The following is an 18,886-nucleotide window of genomic DNA, read 5'->3' as shown; positions in this document are numbered from 1 at the left end:
TTAATCAACAAATAGCCAGCAGTTACACTGATTTATATGCTAACGTGCTAAATATATACTGAAAAAAGGAAAGTTATGTTCGCACCTAGAAAAATAGCTGATAATTATAGAGAGCTGATCAATAGTATTGGTTTTTACCCATCAATGTTAGCCGTTGTATTTTTATTATTTGCTGTCTTTACAATGTCGATCGAGTATGCAGAATTTGTTAAAGCGCTTAAAAAATATCTATCAGTCGTATTAGTTGATAGTGAAGAAAATGCGCGAACTATTTTAAGTACGCTAGCTGGAAGTATAATATCTTTAACTGTTTTTAGTTTTTCAATGGTTATGATTGTACTTAATACAGCAAGTGCTAGCTTGTCGCCAAGAGTAATCCCGGGGTTAATAACCCGAAAATCACATCAAATGGTATTAGGGTTTTATCTCGGTAGTATTATTTATTCTATTATAATGTTAATAAACATAAAAAAAATCGATGACAATACAGTTGCGATCCCTGCTCTTGGTGTGCTTTTTTCGTTGATATTTGGGCTAATATCACTCGCCCTTTTTGTGTATTTTATTCACTCGATATCCAAGGCGATTCAAGTTGATAATGTACTAAATGATTTATTTAAACATACCAAAAACGTTATTAAGCATATCATTGCTCGCCAAGATGAGCATAAAGTAGATTGTTTTCCAGATTTTAATCAATGGTACTCTATAGAAAGTAGTACTGAAGGTTATTTCAAAGGCGTGCACAGTGACAAATTATGTGCTGTATTAGCTGAACATAATTTACAGCTTTATATTGTGGTGAACCAAGGTTTTTTTACAGTCAAGGGTTACCCGTTTTTAAAGTCCAGCCGAGATTTGAGTGAAGAGCCTGAATTAGTAGAAAAGTTATTGAACTGTTTTATTTTCTATATTGAAGAGTATATTAGCGATCATTACCGTTACGGCTTAACACAGATTTCTGAGATTGCAGTCAAAGCAATGAGCCCGGGTATAAATGATCCTGGGACAGCCGTTAAAGCAATTGATATGTTGAGCATATTACTGATCGAACGATTGAAAATAGCTGACACAAACTATTCGTTTAAGCACAGTGACAGCTCTCCTTTGCTGTATTTACATGAAACATCATTTGATGAACTATTGCACGATAATTTCACACCAATTCGTAATTACGCGAAAAGTGATGCATATGTAATGACCAATGTTTTGGAGGCTTTTAAAAATATTTTATTTGTTGCCAACGACAATGAAGATGCAACATGTAGTTTATTTAATTATTTAACTGCGATAATTGATGATATTAATCAGCAGATAAATAATGAATATGATCGAAAGGAAGTAACCAACATGCTAAATGCAATCTCTCGAATTAGCCCTAATCAAGGAGAGCAATTACTGGCACGTTTTAACGCGCCAGCAAAATGATTGTCACGTTTTATTTATTATCAATTAAATAAATAGCATAGCTAGAAGCGCTAATAACTAATTCACCAGCATGGTAAGCATCTGGTACAAAACTACCTGATTCGGCATCAGCCATGCTGGCCATTTTAGCTCTCATATAAGGTTGAGAGCTTGTTTCTATTGGCTTTAAAGATGCGCTATAAAGACCTTTAATTTCTACGTCGTAATCGGATGCGAATTCTTTTGCGGCACTTTTAGCATCTTGTATCGCCATTTTTTGCGCTTTTTGCTGTAATTCGTCATACCTGCTTGATATAAATTGCGTATTATTAATTTCGTTAATTCCGCCACTTACAAGGTTTTGCAATAATAATGGGTATTTATCAACTTCTTTTAACGTTAATGACAAGCTACGTGAAACCCTAAAGCCAACAAACTCTTGCTTGTTTGTCTCTCGGTTATATTGGTTTTCTCGGTGGATACTAATTTGGCCAGCATTAATGTCTTTATCTAATACACCAGCTTGTTTAGCTAGCTTAATGGCTTTTGCCATTGTTGTGTCAGCTTTTTGTTTTGCTAGCATTAAATCTTTATGTATTTCAACAATACCTACACTCAGCTTGACATTATCAGCTACAGTTGTAACTTGTGCTTGGCCTTGAATATATATATGTGGGGCATCAGGAGTTGTATTTGCAAATGTATTGAAACTTAAAGCTGCAGCTAACAATGATAAATAACGCATAAAGATCCTTAATAGTTTTAGTGTAGCTATTAGATACCCTAAGTGGTTAATTGAAAATGAACAAGTATAAAAAAACAGACCGAAGTCTGTTTTTATTTTTTAACGGTTAAATACTACAACGTTTATAATTGCGATATTTTGGTAACCAATAGTTTCTATCAATGGCTGCCCATAACATATCATCACTGATCTCAAGTGCAACGCCTTCTTCAATTGCTTTTTTAGCAACGCCAAATGCAATACGTTTACTTAAGGTTTCGATCTCTGTTAGTGCAGGAAGCAAACTGCCTTTCCCGGTGTTAGCTCGTGGCGATGATTCAGCTAGTATTTCACTTGAGACCATCAACATTGCATCGGTAATACGTGTTGCTTTAGCCGCGATAACACCTAAACCAATACCAGGGAAAATATAGCTATTATTGCACTGCGGTATAGTAAATGTTTCACCATTGAATACAACAGGTGCAAATGGACTGCCGGTTGCAACAATCGCGTTACCTTCGGTCCAGTTGATTACATCTTCAGGAAGTGCTTCGACTTGCTTTGATGGGTTACTTAGCGGGAAGATAACTGGTTGCGCGCAGCCACTATGCATAGCACGGATGACCTGCTCAGTGAATAAACCCGGTTGACCAGATACGCCAATTAAAATATCAGGCGCGGCACAATGCATCACATCTAATAACGAAGCAAATTCGCCACTGTATGTCCAATCTGCTAACTTTTCTGTCGGTTGTGCAAGTGATTGTTGGAAGTCACGTAAACCTTGCATACCAGCTGTCACTAAGCCAAAACGATCAACCATAAACACTTGGCTGCGCGCTTGTTCGTCTGTAATACCTTCCGATATCATTTGTGTGATGATTTGTTCTGCAATACCACAGCCTGCAGAACCTGCTCCAACAAACACAACTTTCTGCTCAGATAACTTTGAGTTTTTTACACGACATGCAGCAAGCAATGAACCAACAGTGACAGCCGCAGTGCCCTGTATATCATCATTAAAACTACAGATCTCATCACGGTAGCGCTTTAATAACGGCATAGCGTTTGGCTGTGCAAAATCTTCAAATTGCAACAGCACGTTTGGCCAGCGACGCTTAACTGCTTTGATGAAGAGATCTAAAAATTCATCGTATTCATCTTGTGCAATACGTTTATGGCGTGCCCCCATGTACATTGGGTCGTTTAATAGTTTTTCGTTATTAGTTCCTACATCAAGCATAACTGGTAATGTGTACGCAGGGCTTATACCACCACATGCGGTATAAAGAGACAACTTACCGATTGGAATACCCATACCACCGATCCCTTGGTCGCCTAAACCAAGAATGCGCTCACCGTCGGTTACAACGATGACTTTTACTTTACCTTTGGTCGCATTACGCAGTATATCGTCGATTTGGAAGCGATCTTCATAAGATATAAATAAACCACGAGCACTGCGATAAATATCAGAGAATTTTTCGCAGGCATCGCCCACTGTTGGGGTGTATATGATAGGCAGCATTTCTTCAAGATGGTCACGCACTAAACGATAATAAAGTGTTTCGTTGTTATCTTGAATCGCACGCAAATAAATGTGCTTATTAAGGTTATCGTTAAAGCTTGAATACTGTTGGTAACAACGTTCAACTTGTTCTTCGATTGTTTCGTAGCGAGGAGGCAGTAATCCTGCAAGGTTGAAACTTTCGCGCTCTTTTTGAGTAAATGCACTGCCTTTATTTAATAGAGGAGTTTCAATCAAGCCTGGGCCTGAGTGATGAATATAAAGATAATTTGGATCGGTATTTGTAGTCATAATTCCAAGCTTAACGAAGTCTTTAATTTTGATCTGCCATTATTACCGTTGAATATTAAAAAGCAATGACATTCAACCTTGTCAGACCATTGACGATACGAGAAATACGCACATTTATTATGTGCGTAGCGTGTTATTGTACATTAAGTTAGTACTGTGATTAAGGCTTATTCACAGCGTTTTTATGTTCTTTAAGAACAAAATTCTGTTCGCTTAATGCGATACCCTCTCTGCGTGGATCAGCTGCACCATATAATTTACCGTTGAGCAGCTCAACTGCATGTAATCCAGAGTTTAAATCAACTTGTCTTACTGTATGACCACGCTTTTTTAGATCGGGAATGATACTTTCAATAGCGGTGCCTTTTTCTACACTGGTATAGTTATTACGATTAGTGATACGTGGTAAGTCAATTGCTTGTTGCGCGGTTAATTGCCAATCAAGTACGCCAATTACAACATGCGCTACATAATTTATGATACGACTTCCCCCCGGTGAGCCTACAACTAAACGTAAACTGCCGTCTTTATTAAAAACCATCACTGGCGACATTGAGCTTCGAGGTCGTTTACCTGCCTCAACTCTATTTGCTAATAACATGCCATTTTTGTAGGGTGACAATGCAAAGTCAGTAAGCTGATTATTTAATATAAACCCGTTAACCATGACCGTTGAACCAAATGCCATTTCTATCGAACTGGTCATTGAAACGGCATTACCTTTTGCATCCACAATTGATACATGAGTGGTTGAAGGTAACTCGTAAGCATCATCTTGTGCGTAACTTAGTAATGGACGGGGCTGACCTGCTTCTGCTTTTTTATCATGTTCTGTAATTAGTGTTGCTCGTTGACTCACGTAACTATGAGCGAGTAACTCTCGAGTGGGAATGTCTGCAAAGTCAGGATCCCCCATATATACATTACGATCAGCAAAGGCTAATCGAGATGCTTGGCTAAAGTAATGAATCGCTTTGGCCGAATTAGGCTGGTATTGGCGCATATTTTTGTCTTCAAGTAATGCAAGTATTTGTAATACAGCAACACCACCACTGCTTGGTGGTGCCATAGAGCAGACGTTGTATTCGTGATATGGCGTACAAACCGCATCACGTTGTTTACTTTTATAATTAGCTAAATCAGTTAATGCGAGCGTACCGGGTGCTACGACTGAATGCTGTACCGCATCCACCATTTTTATCGCGTTATCGCCTTTGTAAAAAGCATCGATCCCCTTACTGGCTATCTCTTTATATAGATCAGCTAAGGGTTGGTTGGTTTTTAGCACACCTGCTGCCAAAGGCTTACCATCTGGGAAAAAGTAATCTCGGATCGCAGGAAGCTTGGTCACACCAGGGTTTATCTGTTTCACTAATAACGCATGCAACCGCGGTGATACAATAAAACCGTGTTCTGCAAGTTCAATGGCAGGCTTAAAAAGTGCAGCCCATTCAAGGTTGCCGTATTCTTTATGGGCTTGAGCCAATGCATGTAATACACCTGGCACACCGACTGAACGCCCTCCAACGACTGCATCAATCCATGATGCAGCTTTACCATCTTTATCTAAAAACAGCGATTCGTCTGCATTGCTTGGTGCTGTTTCTCTACCATCAAATGTTGTTAACGCATTCTTTTGTTTGTCGTAATGAAGTAAAAATGCCCCACCACCAATACCAGACGATTGTGGCTCAACAAGTGTTAATACCAATTGTGTTGCTATAGCGGCATCAACCGCACTCCCACCGCTTGCTAATATTGTTTGACCCGCTTGTGTTGCATATGGATTTGCGGCTGCAATCATATATTCATCACCAACAACGTGTTGTTTTTGCTCAAGTCCAGTAGCAGCTTCTGGCTCACGTATTTCTGGGGGTAATTGGCTTGCAAAAACAGGCAGTGTTAATAACGTTAAACTAAAAATGATACTGGTATGGGCGTGTGAAAACATAAAAAAGCTTAATTGCATTGAGATATTTGGCATCTTAAAGTTAAACGGGCACAATATGCAAAATATTATGTAAAAAATAAGAATAAAATGGTCAATTTACCAATTCAACCCAGCTATATATTACCGCCTCTGTGTTTAATGGTACTGAGTGCACTTTTTGCTTTATTTAGCCTCAATGATTCCTTAGAGTTTAATCGCCAATTAATTGAACAAGGCCAAGTGTGGCGTTTAATAAGTAGTCAATATGTACATACTAATTGGGCACATTTAGGATTAAATTGCGCCGGTATCATTTTAATTTGGGCATTGCATGCTGAACACACAAAACCGCTTGTATATGGTGCACATACAATTGTGCTCGCCACATGGTGTGGTATATGTATTTACTATTTTTGCCCTGATATTGAAATCTATACAGGGTTAAGTGCATTACTGCACGGGGTTATTGTGTGGGGTGCTATAAAAGACATTACCGTTGGAATGAAGACGGGATGGCTATTATTCTTTGGTATTTGGGCAAAAATATTATTTGAACAACTTGAAGGTCCTAGTGCACAAGTAAGTGAACTTATTGCCTCTAATGTGGCTATTGATGCACATCTCATTGGTGCAATTGGAGGCGTGTTATTAGCTATACCGCTAATTTTTAAGTTAATAAAAAAACGCCAAGCATAAACTTGGCGTTATTTTTTATTTACAGACTGTGATTAAAGAGTCTCTTTAAACATTTTGTAAATACGGCGATACTCATCTAACCAACTTGATGGTTGTCTAAAACCATGCGGCTCAACTGGGTAAATGGCTGTTTCAAAGTTTTCTTTTTCAAGTTCTATCATACGCTGTACAACACGTACCACATCTTGAAAGAACACGTTGTCATCAACCATTGGGGCATTGATCAATAAGCGGTTTTTTAGGCCCTCAGCAAAATAAATTGGTGAACTGCGCTCATATGCGATTGGATCTACATCTGGGTGGTTTAAGATATTTGACGTATAAGGTCCGTTATAATGTGCCCAATCAGTTACAGGGCGAAGCGCTGCACCCGCTTGAAATAAATCAGGCTGAGTAAATAATGCCATAAAGGTCATAAAACCACCATATGACCCACCATAAGTACCTACAGCGGCTGTATCAACATTCGCATTGTCAGCCATCCAGCTTACACCATCGGCTAAATCTTGAATTTCTGGTGTGCCCATCTGACGATAAATAGCGGTACGCCAATCACGGCCATAACCTTTTGACGCCCTGTAATCCATGTCCATTACCACATATCCTTCAGAGGCGAGTAGCGAGTGGAACATAAATTCACGAAAGTAACCTGACCAACCCATGTGTGAATTTTGTAAATAGCCAGCACCATGGTTGAAGATGACTGCTTTACGGTTTTGGCCGCTTTCGCCCTCTACGTAATCCGCTGGGTAATATACTTTTGCATAAATAGGTTGTTCAGTATGACTAGAGGGAACTGCAATGATTTTAGGTGCAATGAGTTTTTTAGCTAAAAACTCTTCAGATACAGTATTAGTTAAACGTGTAGCTTGAGTGTTAGCTTTTGCCGGTGCTACATAAAGCTCGGCCGGTTGCATAATTTTTGAATGTGTTAGCAACAGTTTAGTTTGATCTGGACTTAATTGATAATCGGTCATCCCATCAAGATTAGTAACTTGCTCTGATTGGCCTGATTCAACATTTACTTTGTAAATCTCGTATAACCCTGGGTGTTCAACATTCGCTTTATAATATATAGCGCTATTGTCATCAGTGAGTGTTAGATTTGAAACAACAAAGTTACCCTTTGTAAGCTCAGTAGCCTTACCTGTAAGCGGCTTTTTATAAATATGGCTATAGCCTGACTCTTCAGATAAATAATACAAGGTGTCTGAGTTATTTAACCAACCAAAATCATTATACGTGTAATTAACCCAGGCATCATCATGAAGACGATGCTGCGATACAAGTTTGCCTTCGTCCACATTAACGGTCGCTAGCCAACGATCTTTGTTATCCCATGCTTCAAGCATAACAGCGACTTGATCGCCTGTATCATTCCATACTATTGCGCCTTGATCCCAGCCCCAATCCATCATTAGGTTTATATCGCGCGGTGCTTTTTCTGATTTATACGTTTTACCATCACGGGCATAGTTTTCTGTTTTTACAGAGGCTAGCACGTCTTCATCAAACCCAGGAAGGCTCGTCATTGAAATTGTTTTTTGGCTATTGTCGGTTAAATCAATATAAATAAGTTCAGAGCCGGCTGATTTTTCATCTGCTACACGTCTGCGTACTTTCTCAGCTTTAATTGTGCCATCGTCACCAATGTAGTTAGGCATTATATCAGCGTCATCGCGCCATGATTTTTGATCTTTAATAACCGCAAGGATGGCTTGACCATTTGGTGATAACTGCGCATTTACCAGCGTTTTGCCTTTACCTAAATAAAATTGGGCATTGGCAATAGAGGTGTTTTGTTTTGTTAACTGCTCTTTACGAGTTTGCTTGTCTTGCTTGTTTTTATGCATCAAAGAGACATAATCAATTAGTTTATGCTGCTCTTTTGCTATATATGTAGCAGGCGCTTCTACACCTTTGGGTTTATCACTTAGCTTAATATTCGCAAGTTCACTTGTAATACCTGTAGCTAAATCAACTTTATTAAAAGTGGTGCCTTGTCGATAAACAAGTGCGCCGTCATTCAAAAATTGTAAATTAGACTCTCTGGCACTACTGTGAGTAACCTGTTTTATAGCACCCGTTTGAACATTTTTTACAAATACATTGCCTTCAAATGTGTACGCTTGCAATTTCTTATCATTTGAATAAACCGCATTTTTAGTGCCAAGTGTATGATGTGCACTTAAGGCAACTTGCTCTGCTGTTTGCGATGTCACACTTTGACTAAATACATCTCGTAATTCATTACCTTGTTGCTTACGCGCATAAAAAATAGTGCTTGAATCTGCAGACCAATATGCACGCTCAGGTTGACGCCCTAACCAATCAGGATGAGCCATTGCTTGCTCTAGTGTAATAGCTGTTGAGCCAGTATCTTGTGGGGTTACGACAACATTTGGGGCTACTGTTTTTGTAATAGGTGCTTGTGATGCTGTTGATTGACAACCTGAAAGCATAAAGCTAGATGCTACGGCAAGTGCAACTAAGGTTTTTTGAGTAGAAGATTTAAAAGTCATAGTGCTTCTGTAAGGTTATTATAATTAACCTAATTTAATCAGAAGCACCTATGTAATAGCAATTTTTTTAGATAAACAACACAACTTTGCTGTTCAATTACTTCATTGAAATATCTAGCCAGACCATACGATGATCTGATGATGCATTGCGGTCTTTAATAAGCCGATACAATTCGCTGTTTTTTACAGGCCAAAAGACACCGCCATCCACTATATCTAATCCATAGGTAGATGGTAATACATAATCAACCCGCGCTTGCCAATAAGCAGTGTACGCAGCACCGTACTTTTGTGGGTAACTGGTTTTAGCCCCTTTACTGTGAGGTACAAATTGGCTATTGATCAACGGGTTTTTTAGTAACTGATTTGTCGTATCTGGGCGTTTTTTATCGCCCTCAGGTGCGGCATTTAAGTCACCAACAATAACAAAGCGCGATTGCGCAGCTAACCCCCCTTTTACGCCTTTGTCATCGTATAAATAGTTTGCGTTGGCAACATAGTCTTTTATTAAGCGTATTTCATCGTGATTACGTTTACCGTTTCGATCTTCAGCGCCATCAAATACCGGTGGTGTTGGGTGTGAAGCAATAACATGAAGTGTGTTGCCTTTTATTTTAACGGGAATATCCCAAAATGACTTTGAGCTTACACGTAGCGCTTGCCATTCTTCATTGTTATACCAATTCTCACCTGTTACTGGATCTACAGGCATTTGAGCACCAGGCATATCTTTATTCTTGAAATTTTGAAGAGTACGAATGTTATCAAAATCGATTGGATAACGTGACAGCACAGCCATACCATAATGGCCTTCAAACAAACCAAAGCCATACGCATCGCCTTTTACACCTGTAACCTGCCCATCATTATCAAGGTCGAACGGTGTTTTTAACCCGGTGTTAACCGGTGCAATGTAGGTATAAGGGTAATTAATAGCAGGTTGTTTGTTTTGGCTTTTAGTTAAATAATGCGTCTTAAAGTATTCAATGCCTTGCTCTTTAGCCACATAATCAAACTCATTGAGGAGTAAAATATCAGGGCGAACACGTTGGATAATTTCGGCAATATTTTTAATTTGTGGGTGGTTATTTTGCAGCGCTTCAATTAATGCATTTGGGTTAACTTGTTCACCTTGTTTGGTATAATTTGTCGCATCCATACTCACATTAAACGTTGCAACGCGTAATGTGTCTGCAGCAAACGCTGCGCTAGAAGTACCGGCAAGTAGTAACACACTACTAATCGCAGCCATATAAACCTTACTATTCATTATATGAATCCATCTAAAATTAATAATAAAATGACACTGCTTACCACTATCCACAAAAATGTAGCCATTATAAAGGGCTTAAGTCCTGCTTGCTTTAATACTGCAAGCGATAACCCACTGCCAATTAAAAATAAAGTCATCACTAATACTTGTTTTGCCGCACTATTGATAAGTTGCCAGGCCTCTGAAAATTGCGGTAAATAGGTGTTGATCAATGCAGCGGCTAAAAAGCCGATGATAAATAAAGGAATGCTGGCTTTTTCTTCTGAGCGCCAAAATACCCCTGCTAATGTGGTATACGGAATGATCCACATTGCACGAGTAAGCTTGACTGTAGTGGCAATGCTCAGTGCAACTGCACCATACGTAGCCGATGCACCCACTACGCTACTAGTATCATGAATAGCTAAAGCAGCCCACAATCCAAATTGTTCTTGGCTTAAGTTAAAATAATGGCCGATACTGGGAAATAACAATAGCCCAACGCCATTAAGCAAAAATACCACCCCAAGGGCAACGGCAACTTCATGATCTTTTGCTTTTATAACTGGCGCCATAGCGGCAATGGCGCTACCGCCGCAAATTGCCGTGCCAAAGGATATTAGCACGCCGGTATTACGATTAAGTTTAAAAACTTGTGTTAAAATTTCACCTAATCCAATAATCGCGGTGATACTGACTATTGTTAATACAAGTGAGCTTCGCCCCACTTCTATTACTTGGTTAAAATCAACAGCAAAACCCAGGCCAACAACCGCCGCTTTTAACATCCACTTACTGGCTTTTTGAGATAAGTCGGCGAAAGGGTTTCCTAAAAATATGGCGAAAGCCGCGCCAATAATCAGAGCACTGCCAGCACCAACCCAAGGTGTAATACACAGAGCAAGTAAAATAAGGTACAAAGGTTGTGTTATCGTGTTTGATAAAGACATTTCAATCCTATGGACGTACTAACTTAGCGGTAAGCTTATCAACCATTGGGGCTACAAATGTAACAGTTGGAAACGCGATACAAAATGCAAAGATCCACGCTTTTAGCCACACAGATATAATAGTATCAATTATGCCAACATTAAAAATTGAAATAACTAACGACATAAAACCAGACATAAACAATGCCATAAAAAAAGCAAATACAATGGCTCGATACCTAGCGCTTATCATTGGCAACATCCTTTTTTAGGTACTATTAAAAAAGCCGAGATAAACTCGGCTTATAACTAATTTAAAATCAGCGCGGTGCTGGTGGCAAGCACTCCGGGATAATCTTCCTCAGGAAGATGCTCTGAGAGCTCCGCTAAGCGCTCCCCTAGCTCATGGAGGGTTGCTGCTGAGACATTTATATGACCCATTTTTCTACCTGGTTTCGCAGTTTTTCCATACCAGTGGCTTGTTACATCGGGTACGCTGAGTACCTGCGTAGGTATAGCGGCTTGACCTAATACGTTTATCATTGCAGTGACTCGTTGTAATTGCGTATTACCAAGTGGTAATCCTGCAACGGCACGCATATGATTTTCAAATTGACTGCTGTGTGTACCTTGTTGTGTCCAATGACCAGAATTATGAACACGTGGGGCAATTTCATTCACAAGTAATTGCCCGTCAACATCAAAGAACTCAATAGCTAATACACCAACATAATCAAGCTCAGTCGCTAATTTGTTAAAGGCATCTTCAGCTTGCTGTTGGATAGTCGTCTTCTCTTTCCCAGCAATTGATAATGTTAGTACACCATTGGTGTGCTGATTTTCAGTTAACGGATAAATAACGGTATTACCGCTTTTGTCTCGCGCACCAATAATCGATACTTCGCGATCAAAAGGGATCATTTGCTCAGCGATAATAGAATGCGGCGCTATATCGGTCCCTGATGCTATAAAGTCAGCCATTTCAGACCAAATTTGTTCGATTTGCTCATCTGACTTTAATCGCCATTGACCTTTCCCATCATAGCCAGCTTGACACGTTTTAATCACTAACGGTTTGCCTAAAGCAATAACGGCTTGTTCTAGATGAGCTTTTTCTGTTATTAACTGATAAGGCGCACATTTTACAGATGTTTTACTAAGCAATGCTTTTTCAAGAGCACGATCGCCCCCTGTTTTAATGGCGGCTTTACCTGGGTAAAACTTATTGCTTGCACAGCATAATGTAAGTACGTCATCAGGGATATGTTCAAACTCAGCAGTAATTGCATCTGCTTGATCAATTGCTTGAGTTAATGTTGTGGTATAAACTTCACCCGTTAATGGATGGACAACTTTTTGGCTACCGACATCGTAAGCAACCACATTTAAATTAAGTGGTGCACCCGCTAAACACATCATGCGTGCTAACTGACCTGCACCTAAAATTAAAATAGTCATATTACTCTGCTGGGTTCGGATTAGCTAAAATTGTTTCAGTTTGTTCTTTACGAAACGCTTCGATTTTTGCAAACATCTCAGGTTGATGACACCCTAAAATTTGTGCGGCTAATAAACCTGCATTTGCAGCACCGGCATCACCTATGGCTAAAGTACCCACTGCAACGCCTTTTGGCATCTGACAAATAGATAATAATGAGTCTACCCCATTGAGTGTTTTTGATTTCACAGGAACACCTAATACTGGTAACGAGGTAAAGGCCGCAGCCATACCAGGTAAATGCGCAGCACCGCCAGCACCAGCGATAATAACTTTAATTCCGCGCTCTGCCGCAGAACTTGCATAATCAGCAAGCAGTTGAGGAGTGCGATGCGCAGAAACAACTTTAGTCTCGTATGCAATGCCAAACTTATCTAGCATAATCGCTGCGTGTTCCATAGTTGGCCAATCTGATTTGGAACCCATAATAATGCCAACAACACTCATAAATACTCCTCAGTAATAGTTTTGTACTAATAGCGGACTTATGTCCGCATTTATGGCACGTATTATATACCCAAGCCACATCAAGATGCGAGTGTCGTTAGCATTAAAAGCGATTTAAGCAAGGCATTGAAGCAAATAATGACTGTGATCTTTTAAAATCGGTAACGTAGTACAAACAGCTTTTAAACCAATTCGAGGGCGCTTCACGGGCACTTACTTTCTGCGTTATTACTCCTTAAAAGGGATCGCCATTATTGCGAAGTCACGCTGACTATTAAGCTATGGGAAAACGTGGAATGTAATCTTTCTGCAGGCCTGTGTATTAATGGCTAAATTGCAAGTATCAAAAAACAAAAAAGCCATGACAGGCATGGCTTTTTTTGAACGAATTAAAATTTAGCTTTCTTTACTCGCTAAGTATTCAGAATAAGTGCCTCTGAAATCAATTATTTTACCGTCTTTAACTTCCCAGATACGTGTAGCAACAGATGATACAAATTGACGGTCGTGGGATACGAATAATAACGTACCTTCATATGCTTCAAGCGCAAGGTTGAGCGCTTCAATTGATTCCATATCCATGTGGTTAGTTGGTTCATCCATTAATAGGATGTTTGGCTTATGCATCATAATCTTGCCAAACAGCATTCGACCTTGCTCACCACCAGAGATAACTTTAACAGATTTAGTTATGTCATTTTGTGAAAATAACATACGGCCTAAGAAACTACGAACAACTTGCTCATCGTCACCTTCTTGTTGCCATTGCTCCATCCATTGAAACAAATTGAGATCTGTATCAAACTCATCAGCATGATCTTGCGCGTAATACCCTATATTATGATTTTCAGACCACTTAAACTCACCTTGTTTAGGTGCTAAGCGCCCTGCCAGCGTATTTAAAAGTGTTGTTTTACCCACACCGTTTTCACCAATAATCGCAATTCGTTCGCCAACTTCAACTAAGCCTTCAAGGTCGGTGAAAAGCATATCGTCAAAACCTTGGCCAAGATTTGTCATTTCTAATGCATTACGGAATAATTGTTTTTCTTGCTCAAAACGAATAAATGGGGTTTGGCGCGATGATGCTTTAACTTCATCTAACTGAATTTTATCAATGCGCTTAGCACGCGAAGTTGCTTGCTTAGCTTTAGATGCATTCGCAGAGAAACGAGAAACAAACTGTTGAAGTTCTGCAATTTGATTTTTCTTTTTAGCGTTTTCACTTAGTAAACGTTCGCGGGCTTGTGTTGCTGCAAACATGTACTCATCATAGTTGCCCGGGTAAATGCGTAATTCACCGTAGTCAATATCGGCCATGTGTGTACACACTGAGTTTAAGAAATGACGGTCATGCGAGATGATGATCATTGTACAGTCACGTTGGTTTAAAACGTCTTCAAGCCACTTGATAGTGTAAATATCCAAGTTATTGGTAGGCTCATCAAGTAGCATAATATCTGGATCTGAAAATAATACCTGAGCCAATAGCACGCGTAGCTTAAAGCCCGGCGCAATTTCAGACATAGGACCGTAGTGTTGCTCAGTCGCAATACCAACACCTAAAAGTAATTCACCCGCTTTTGATTCAGCAGAATAACCATCCATTTCAGCAAATTCTGTTTCAAGATCGGCAACTTTCATACCATCGGCTTCGCTCATTTCTGGCAAGCCGTAAATACGGTCACGCTCTTGTTTTATTTCCCACAATTCCTTATGGCCCATGATCACAGTATCGATTACTGAGTATTCTTCATAGGCAAACTGGTCTTGATTAAGTTTAGCGACACGTTCGTTTGGATCAGTGCTTACATTGCCAGCTGATGGTTCAAGCTCACCACTTAAAATTTTCATAAATGTTGATTTACCACAACCATTAGCGCCGATTAAACCATAACGGTTTCCTTCGCCAAATTTAGCTGAAATATTATCAAATAATGGTTTAGCACCAAATTGCATGGTGATGTTAGCTGTACTAATGATAGCGCTACCCTCCAAGGGGAAAACAAAGGAATAAAATTGGCTGGAGTTTAAACTAAATAACGCAATTTTTCTATGAATTATTAGTGTAATAGCAAAAGCCTGAGTAGCATTATTATTAAATAAAACCAACCCAAAAGAACTGCTATTTTAATGAGTTTTAGCGAACTTAAAACCCTGTTTACGATTAATTTACAGTTAAATTTCCTCCATGCTTTTTAAATGATTTTTTTTCACTTTAGACCCAAATAGAGCTTTGTTAGTCTTCGCCGCTAAACACACAATATGAAATAATTTAAACAAGGCAGTACCGCATGAAGAAAATATTAGTTGCCGCTACTCTCACGAGTATTTTAATTACGCCAAATCTCTATGCTATCGAAATTTATAAGGATGATAAAAATACCGTTACCATAGGTGGGTTTATCGATGCGCGCGTTATTAATACGCAAGGGCAAACAGAAATTGTAAATGGTGCATCACGAATTAATTTTGATTTCAGTAGAGAACTAAACGATGAATGGACGGCGTTAGCCTTACTTGAATGGGGAGTAAACCCTGTTGGCAGTAGCGACATTATTTATAATAACCGCTTTGAATCAATTCAAGATGAGTTTTTATATAACCGATTGGGTTATGTGGGCTTAGCACATGAAAAATATGGTCAGCTGACTCTTGGTAAACAGTGGGGAGCTTGGTATGACGTTGTTTATAGTACCAACTACAGCCTTGTTTGGGACGGAAATGCCGCCGGTGTATATACATATAATAAAGACGATGGCGCTGTAAATGGCACCGGTCGAGGTGACAAGCTACTGCAATACCGAAACACATTTGGTGATTTTAGTATTGCCACACAAGTACAATTGAAAAATGATAACTTTTATACCTGTGATATTGACGCAATATCACAATCAGCATGTGAAGATCTGTGGAATTCAGGTAATACAGCGGCCCAAAAGGTAGAATTTAATTCAACTTACGGCGCTGCGCTGACCTACTCAATGACAAATAAGATAAAACTTACCGCAGGTGTCAACCGTGGTGAATTTAATATTGCCTACGGAGATGGTCAAAATAAGTCAGTCGTTGACTTAATATATGGTGCAGGTATTACCTTTGGTAAAATCAGTTCTCGCGGCCTTTATGTTGCAGCAAATATAAATAAAAATAAAAATCACGACACTGATAATTTAGGCCGGTTAATCAAAGATGCTATTGGTGTTGAGACTTTTGTCGCTTACAGGTTTGATAACGACTTTAGACCATTTGTAGCCTACAACGTATTTAATGCAGGTGCTGACTACGTAATTCAACCAAACTTCAATGCCGACCCAAACGATGTATTTAAGCGTCAGTTTGCGGTGGCTGGTTTGCACTACCTTTTCGATGAAGACACAATTGTATATATTGAAGCGCGTAAAGACTTTAGCGATTTTACAAGTAGCAATAAACAACAACAAGCTTCAATGGAGCAATCTGAAGATGATGGTATAGCATTTGGGTTTAACTATACTTTATAAAATTTAAATAAGCAGAGCTTACATGTTCTGCTTATTTCTGACTTTACTGATCCACACTCTTTTCTTTAGTTCTTTTAATCGTTGTAGCCATAGAAATAATGAAAGTAAACATACTCCTGAAGTAAACTTTCCTTTGGTAATTATTAATGAGCCTTGCACCTTTGTTGAGATTATGATTATCAAAAAAAATGTATGATGTGTTCTTTTTCGTGTGTGATACTAATAAGGAGTTTTCTGTTCAATACTTTGCATATACGCGTCATTTTTCTATAAATTTATTATAGCGAGTTAGCGCACTTTCGACGCTTAATGCTGGGTTCTCAGAATGCTCTGCATGTGCATTTATGGTGCTGTGCCACTCAAGGCGGTCATTTCTATTTACTGTTAATGTATCTTCAAGCTTATTAAACGCATTAAGCATTAGTGGATGCTCAGCCCCACCAACTGAAATGTACAAATAAGTTGGCCGATGTAACTCGTGTAACGATGTTTGTAAAAAATCAGTAAAGTGTTTTACAACAGTCATATCGTCATACCACGCAGCAGGGCTAAACGCGAAATAACCATTAAAAAGCTCTGGTTTTGTATGCAATGTGTAAAGTACAAAACTACCGCCTGCTGAAAAACCACTTAAGATACGATCATCTGTTAGCTTATAATTTGAAGACAGGTAAGGGAGTAATTCAATTTCAATAAATTGTAAAAATTTATCAGCCTCACCTCGCGCTTCAAAATTCGGCTCAGGTCTAGCATCAGTATTTACATCTTGTCGAGCATATGGCGGCACTAAATCTCTATTACGTGTGAATTCCCAAAATTGATTTGGAATTGACACTAATATAACTCCATTTTTAGTGTGTTCGTTAAGCACAGCATCCCATTTTGTTAAGTTAAAATTACCATCAGTCCTGATAATTAACGGGTAAGCTTTATTTGAATCAAAATTCTCAGGTAATCGAATAAATACCTTTCTTGACTCATTCAATACATTAGATTCTATTGTAATATCCATAAAGGAGGATACATAATGATCATTATAACGCGCAGTAAGTGTAATCACTCCCACCAATGCAATGACTAAACAAAAAGTAATTATATGACTTTTATTTATTTTCATTCGTTCTTTGTAATGAGATTTTAGAGTTCACAAAACGTATCAAAAAATAGATAACAAGTCACATCTTTATTATAAGTAAGCACAGTGACTACACTTAAAACAGGCGAACAAGATGAAGGGCTAAATAATCATTTTGTTATAAACGCTTTTTTTAAGGCAAGATACCCCTCTTTTGGGCCTAAAATAAGCCACAGCATGATCAAGCCACCAGGGATCAATATACCTTTAAGTAACGGGCCTAACATGTAAGAATAAAAACCGATGAATGGTAAAAATAAAACATAACCGATAACACGTTTGAAAAAATTCATTTTGCTTCCTTTTTATTGAGCGTGCTCATAAATATAATTGAGCGCGCTCAACAAATCAAGCTATGTAATTTAAGTCACTCTAAAAAACAAATAAAGTAATGAAATAAATGAATAAAAAAAATATAACACGGCATAAAATTTTAGATTCTGCTTGGCTCTTATTTTTAAATCAAGGCTATGAGCAAACATCTACACGGCAAATAGCTAATAATGCAGGTGTTGCAACCGGCACGGTATTTAGTCATTTTGAAAACAAAATTGACCTACTTAAAGCTGGTATGCATCAGCAGATAGGCACAATAATCATGCAGTCAAAAGAGACCGATGTTCAACATTCACCTCGATTGAAATTACATCATTACGCCCAACCGTTATTTGAATTTTATTGTAGTAATATTGAATTTAGTAAAATACTAATTAGCGATATGATTTGGCAAACTGAGTTTTTTGAGCTGCAAATAAATGACTTTAAAGCACTACTATTTAGTGAACAACCTCAATTTGATGACATTAAAGCGTCTATAATGATGGATTGTTATTTTATGACAATTATTTCAGGTTTGAATCAAACAACCCCCGATCCAAAAAAAATGTTACGCATGTTAATGAATAAAATAGCAATTATCTAGCTTATAACTGTAGTTTTAAGCTACTTAATTCACAATATGTAATTAAAGCCTAATATTATTAGGCTACCATTTCCAACCACAGCTTTTATATGGCGCTGA

At 38.6% G+C, this 18,886-nt stretch carries 16 protein-coding genes; 4 read left to right on the top strand and 12 right to left on the bottom strand.

What is annotated here, in order from left to right; translation table 11 throughout:
• Positions 1-75: 75 nt before the first annotated feature.
• Positions 76-1,428: a DUF2254 domain-containing protein gene (locus HJP15_RS08685; RefSeq protein ID WP_170173548.1), complete on the top strand. Its 1,353-nt coding sequence runs from the start codon at positions 76-78 to the stop codon at positions 1,426-1,428.
• A gap of 10 nt (positions 1,429-1,438) precedes the next feature.
• Here HJP15_RS08685 and HJP15_RS08680 read toward each other — a convergent pair whose 3' ends face one another.
• The 3 genes from HJP15_RS08680 to ggt all read right to left on the bottom strand — a co-directional run bounded on the left by HJP15_RS08680 (position 1,439) and on the right by ggt (position 5,904).
• On the bottom strand, positions 1,439-2,152 hold the full coding sequence (locus HJP15_RS08680) for an SIMPL domain-containing protein (RefSeq protein ID WP_170173547.1): 714 nt from the start codon (positions 2,150-2,152) through the stop codon (positions 1,439-1,441).
• A gap of 106 nt (positions 2,153-2,258) precedes the next feature.
• A complete protein-coding gene (locus tag HJP15_RS08675) occupies positions 2,259-3,953 on the bottom strand; it encodes an NAD-dependent malic enzyme (RefSeq protein ID WP_054204602.1) in 1,695 nt (564 codons plus the stop codon).
• 160 nt (positions 3,954-4,113) lie between these two features.
• Positions 4,114-5,904 (bottom strand): gamma-glutamyltransferase, encoded by a 1,791-nt coding sequence (gene ggt / locus HJP15_RS08670; protein WP_249365822.1) that lies wholly within the window; start codon positions 5,902-5,904, stop codon positions 4,114-4,116.
• Between the two features lie 87 nt (positions 5,905-5,991).
• Here ggt and rrtA point away from each other — a divergent pair, with 87 nt between their 5' ends.
• Positions 5,992-6,579: a rhombosortase gene (gene rrtA, locus HJP15_RS08665; protein ID WP_170173545.1), complete on the top strand. Its 588-nt coding sequence runs from the start codon at positions 5,992-5,994 to the stop codon at positions 6,577-6,579.
• Between the two features lie 32 nt (positions 6,580-6,611).
• Here the strand turns inward: rrtA and HJP15_RS08660 are convergent, their stop codons facing one another.
• The 7 genes from HJP15_RS08660 to HJP15_RS08630 all read right to left on the bottom strand — a co-directional run bounded on the left by HJP15_RS08660 (position 6,612) and on the right by HJP15_RS08630 (position 15,210).
• Positions 6,612-9,101 carry a S9 family peptidase gene (locus HJP15_RS08660; protein WP_170173544.1) on the bottom strand — a complete coding sequence of 830 codons (2,490 nt, stop codon included), beginning with the start codon at positions 9,099-9,101 and terminating at the stop codon, positions 6,612-6,614.
• Between the two features lie 97 nt (positions 9,102-9,198).
• Entirely contained in the window at positions 9,199-10,371 is a 1,173-nt protein-coding gene (locus tag HJP15_RS08655) for an endonuclease/exonuclease/phosphatase family protein (protein WP_170173543.1), read from the bottom strand.
• Positions 10,371-11,303 carry a YeiH family protein gene (locus tag HJP15_RS08650; protein WP_099458965.1) on the bottom strand — a complete coding sequence of 311 codons (933 nt, stop codon included), beginning with the start codon at positions 11,301-11,303 and terminating at the stop codon, positions 10,371-10,373. The genes HJP15_RS08655 and HJP15_RS08650 overlap by 1 nt, the downstream gene beginning before the upstream one ends.
• A gap of 7 nt (positions 11,304-11,310) precedes the next feature.
• Positions 11,311-11,535 carry a DUF2798 domain-containing protein gene (locus HJP15_RS08645; protein WP_054452976.1) on the bottom strand — a complete coding sequence of 75 codons (225 nt, stop codon included), beginning with the start codon at positions 11,533-11,535 and terminating at the stop codon, positions 11,311-11,313.
• A gap of 56 nt (positions 11,536-11,591) precedes the next feature.
• Positions 11,592-12,740, bottom strand: coding sequence for a 5-(carboxyamino)imidazole ribonucleotide synthase (locus HJP15_RS08640; protein ID WP_054452978.1), 1,149 nt, complete (start codon positions 12,738-12,740; stop codon positions 11,592-11,594).
• Between the two features lies 1 nt (position 12,741).
• Complete coding sequence (gene purE, locus HJP15_RS08635; protein ID WP_054204607.1) at positions 12,742-13,227, bottom strand: 5-(carboxyamino)imidazole ribonucleotide mutase; 486 nt, start codon at positions 13,225-13,227, stop codon at positions 12,742-12,744.
• Between the two features lie 396 nt (positions 13,228-13,623).
• Positions 13,624-15,210, bottom strand: coding sequence for an ABC-F family ATPase (locus tag HJP15_RS08630; RefSeq protein ID WP_082355598.1), 1,587 nt, complete (start codon positions 15,208-15,210; stop codon positions 13,624-13,626).
• A 311-nt stretch (positions 15,211-15,521) separates the two neighbouring features.
• On the opposite strand from HJP15_RS08630, the gene HJP15_RS08625 reads away from it, so the two are divergent.
• Positions 15,522-16,730, top strand: coding sequence for a porin (locus HJP15_RS08625; RefSeq protein WP_170173542.1), 1,209 nt, complete (start codon positions 15,522-15,524; stop codon positions 16,728-16,730).
• Between the two features lie 259 nt (positions 16,731-16,989).
• On the opposite strand, the gene HJP15_RS08620 is transcribed toward HJP15_RS08625, so the two are convergent.
• Positions 16,990-17,847, bottom strand: coding sequence for an alpha/beta hydrolase (locus tag HJP15_RS08620; RefSeq protein ID WP_170173541.1), 858 nt, complete (start codon positions 17,845-17,847; stop codon positions 16,990-16,992).
• 128 nt (positions 17,848-17,975) lie between these two features.
• Complete coding sequence (locus HJP15_RS08615; protein WP_054204610.1) at positions 17,976-18,158, bottom strand: hypothetical protein; 183 nt, start codon at positions 18,156-18,158, stop codon at positions 17,976-17,978.
• Positions 18,159-18,265: 107 nt separating this feature from the next.
• Here HJP15_RS08615 and HJP15_RS08610 point away from each other — a divergent pair, with 107 nt between their 5' ends.
• A complete protein-coding gene (locus HJP15_RS08610) occupies positions 18,266-18,787 on the top strand; it encodes a TetR/AcrR family transcriptional regulator (RefSeq protein WP_054452988.1) in 522 nt (173 codons plus the stop codon).
• Positions 18,788-18,886 lie beyond the last annotated feature (99 nt).

Origin of the sequence: Pseudoalteromonas sp. NEC-BIFX-2020_002 (genome assembly GCF_013002825.1) — a bacterium.
Classification (GTDB): domain Bacteria; phylum Pseudomonadota; class Gammaproteobacteria; order Enterobacterales; family Alteromonadaceae; genus Pseudoalteromonas; species Pseudoalteromonas neustonica.
The sequence above is the reverse complement of the archived record's forward strand: the minus strand, read 5'-3'. Positions and strand labels throughout refer to the sequence as shown.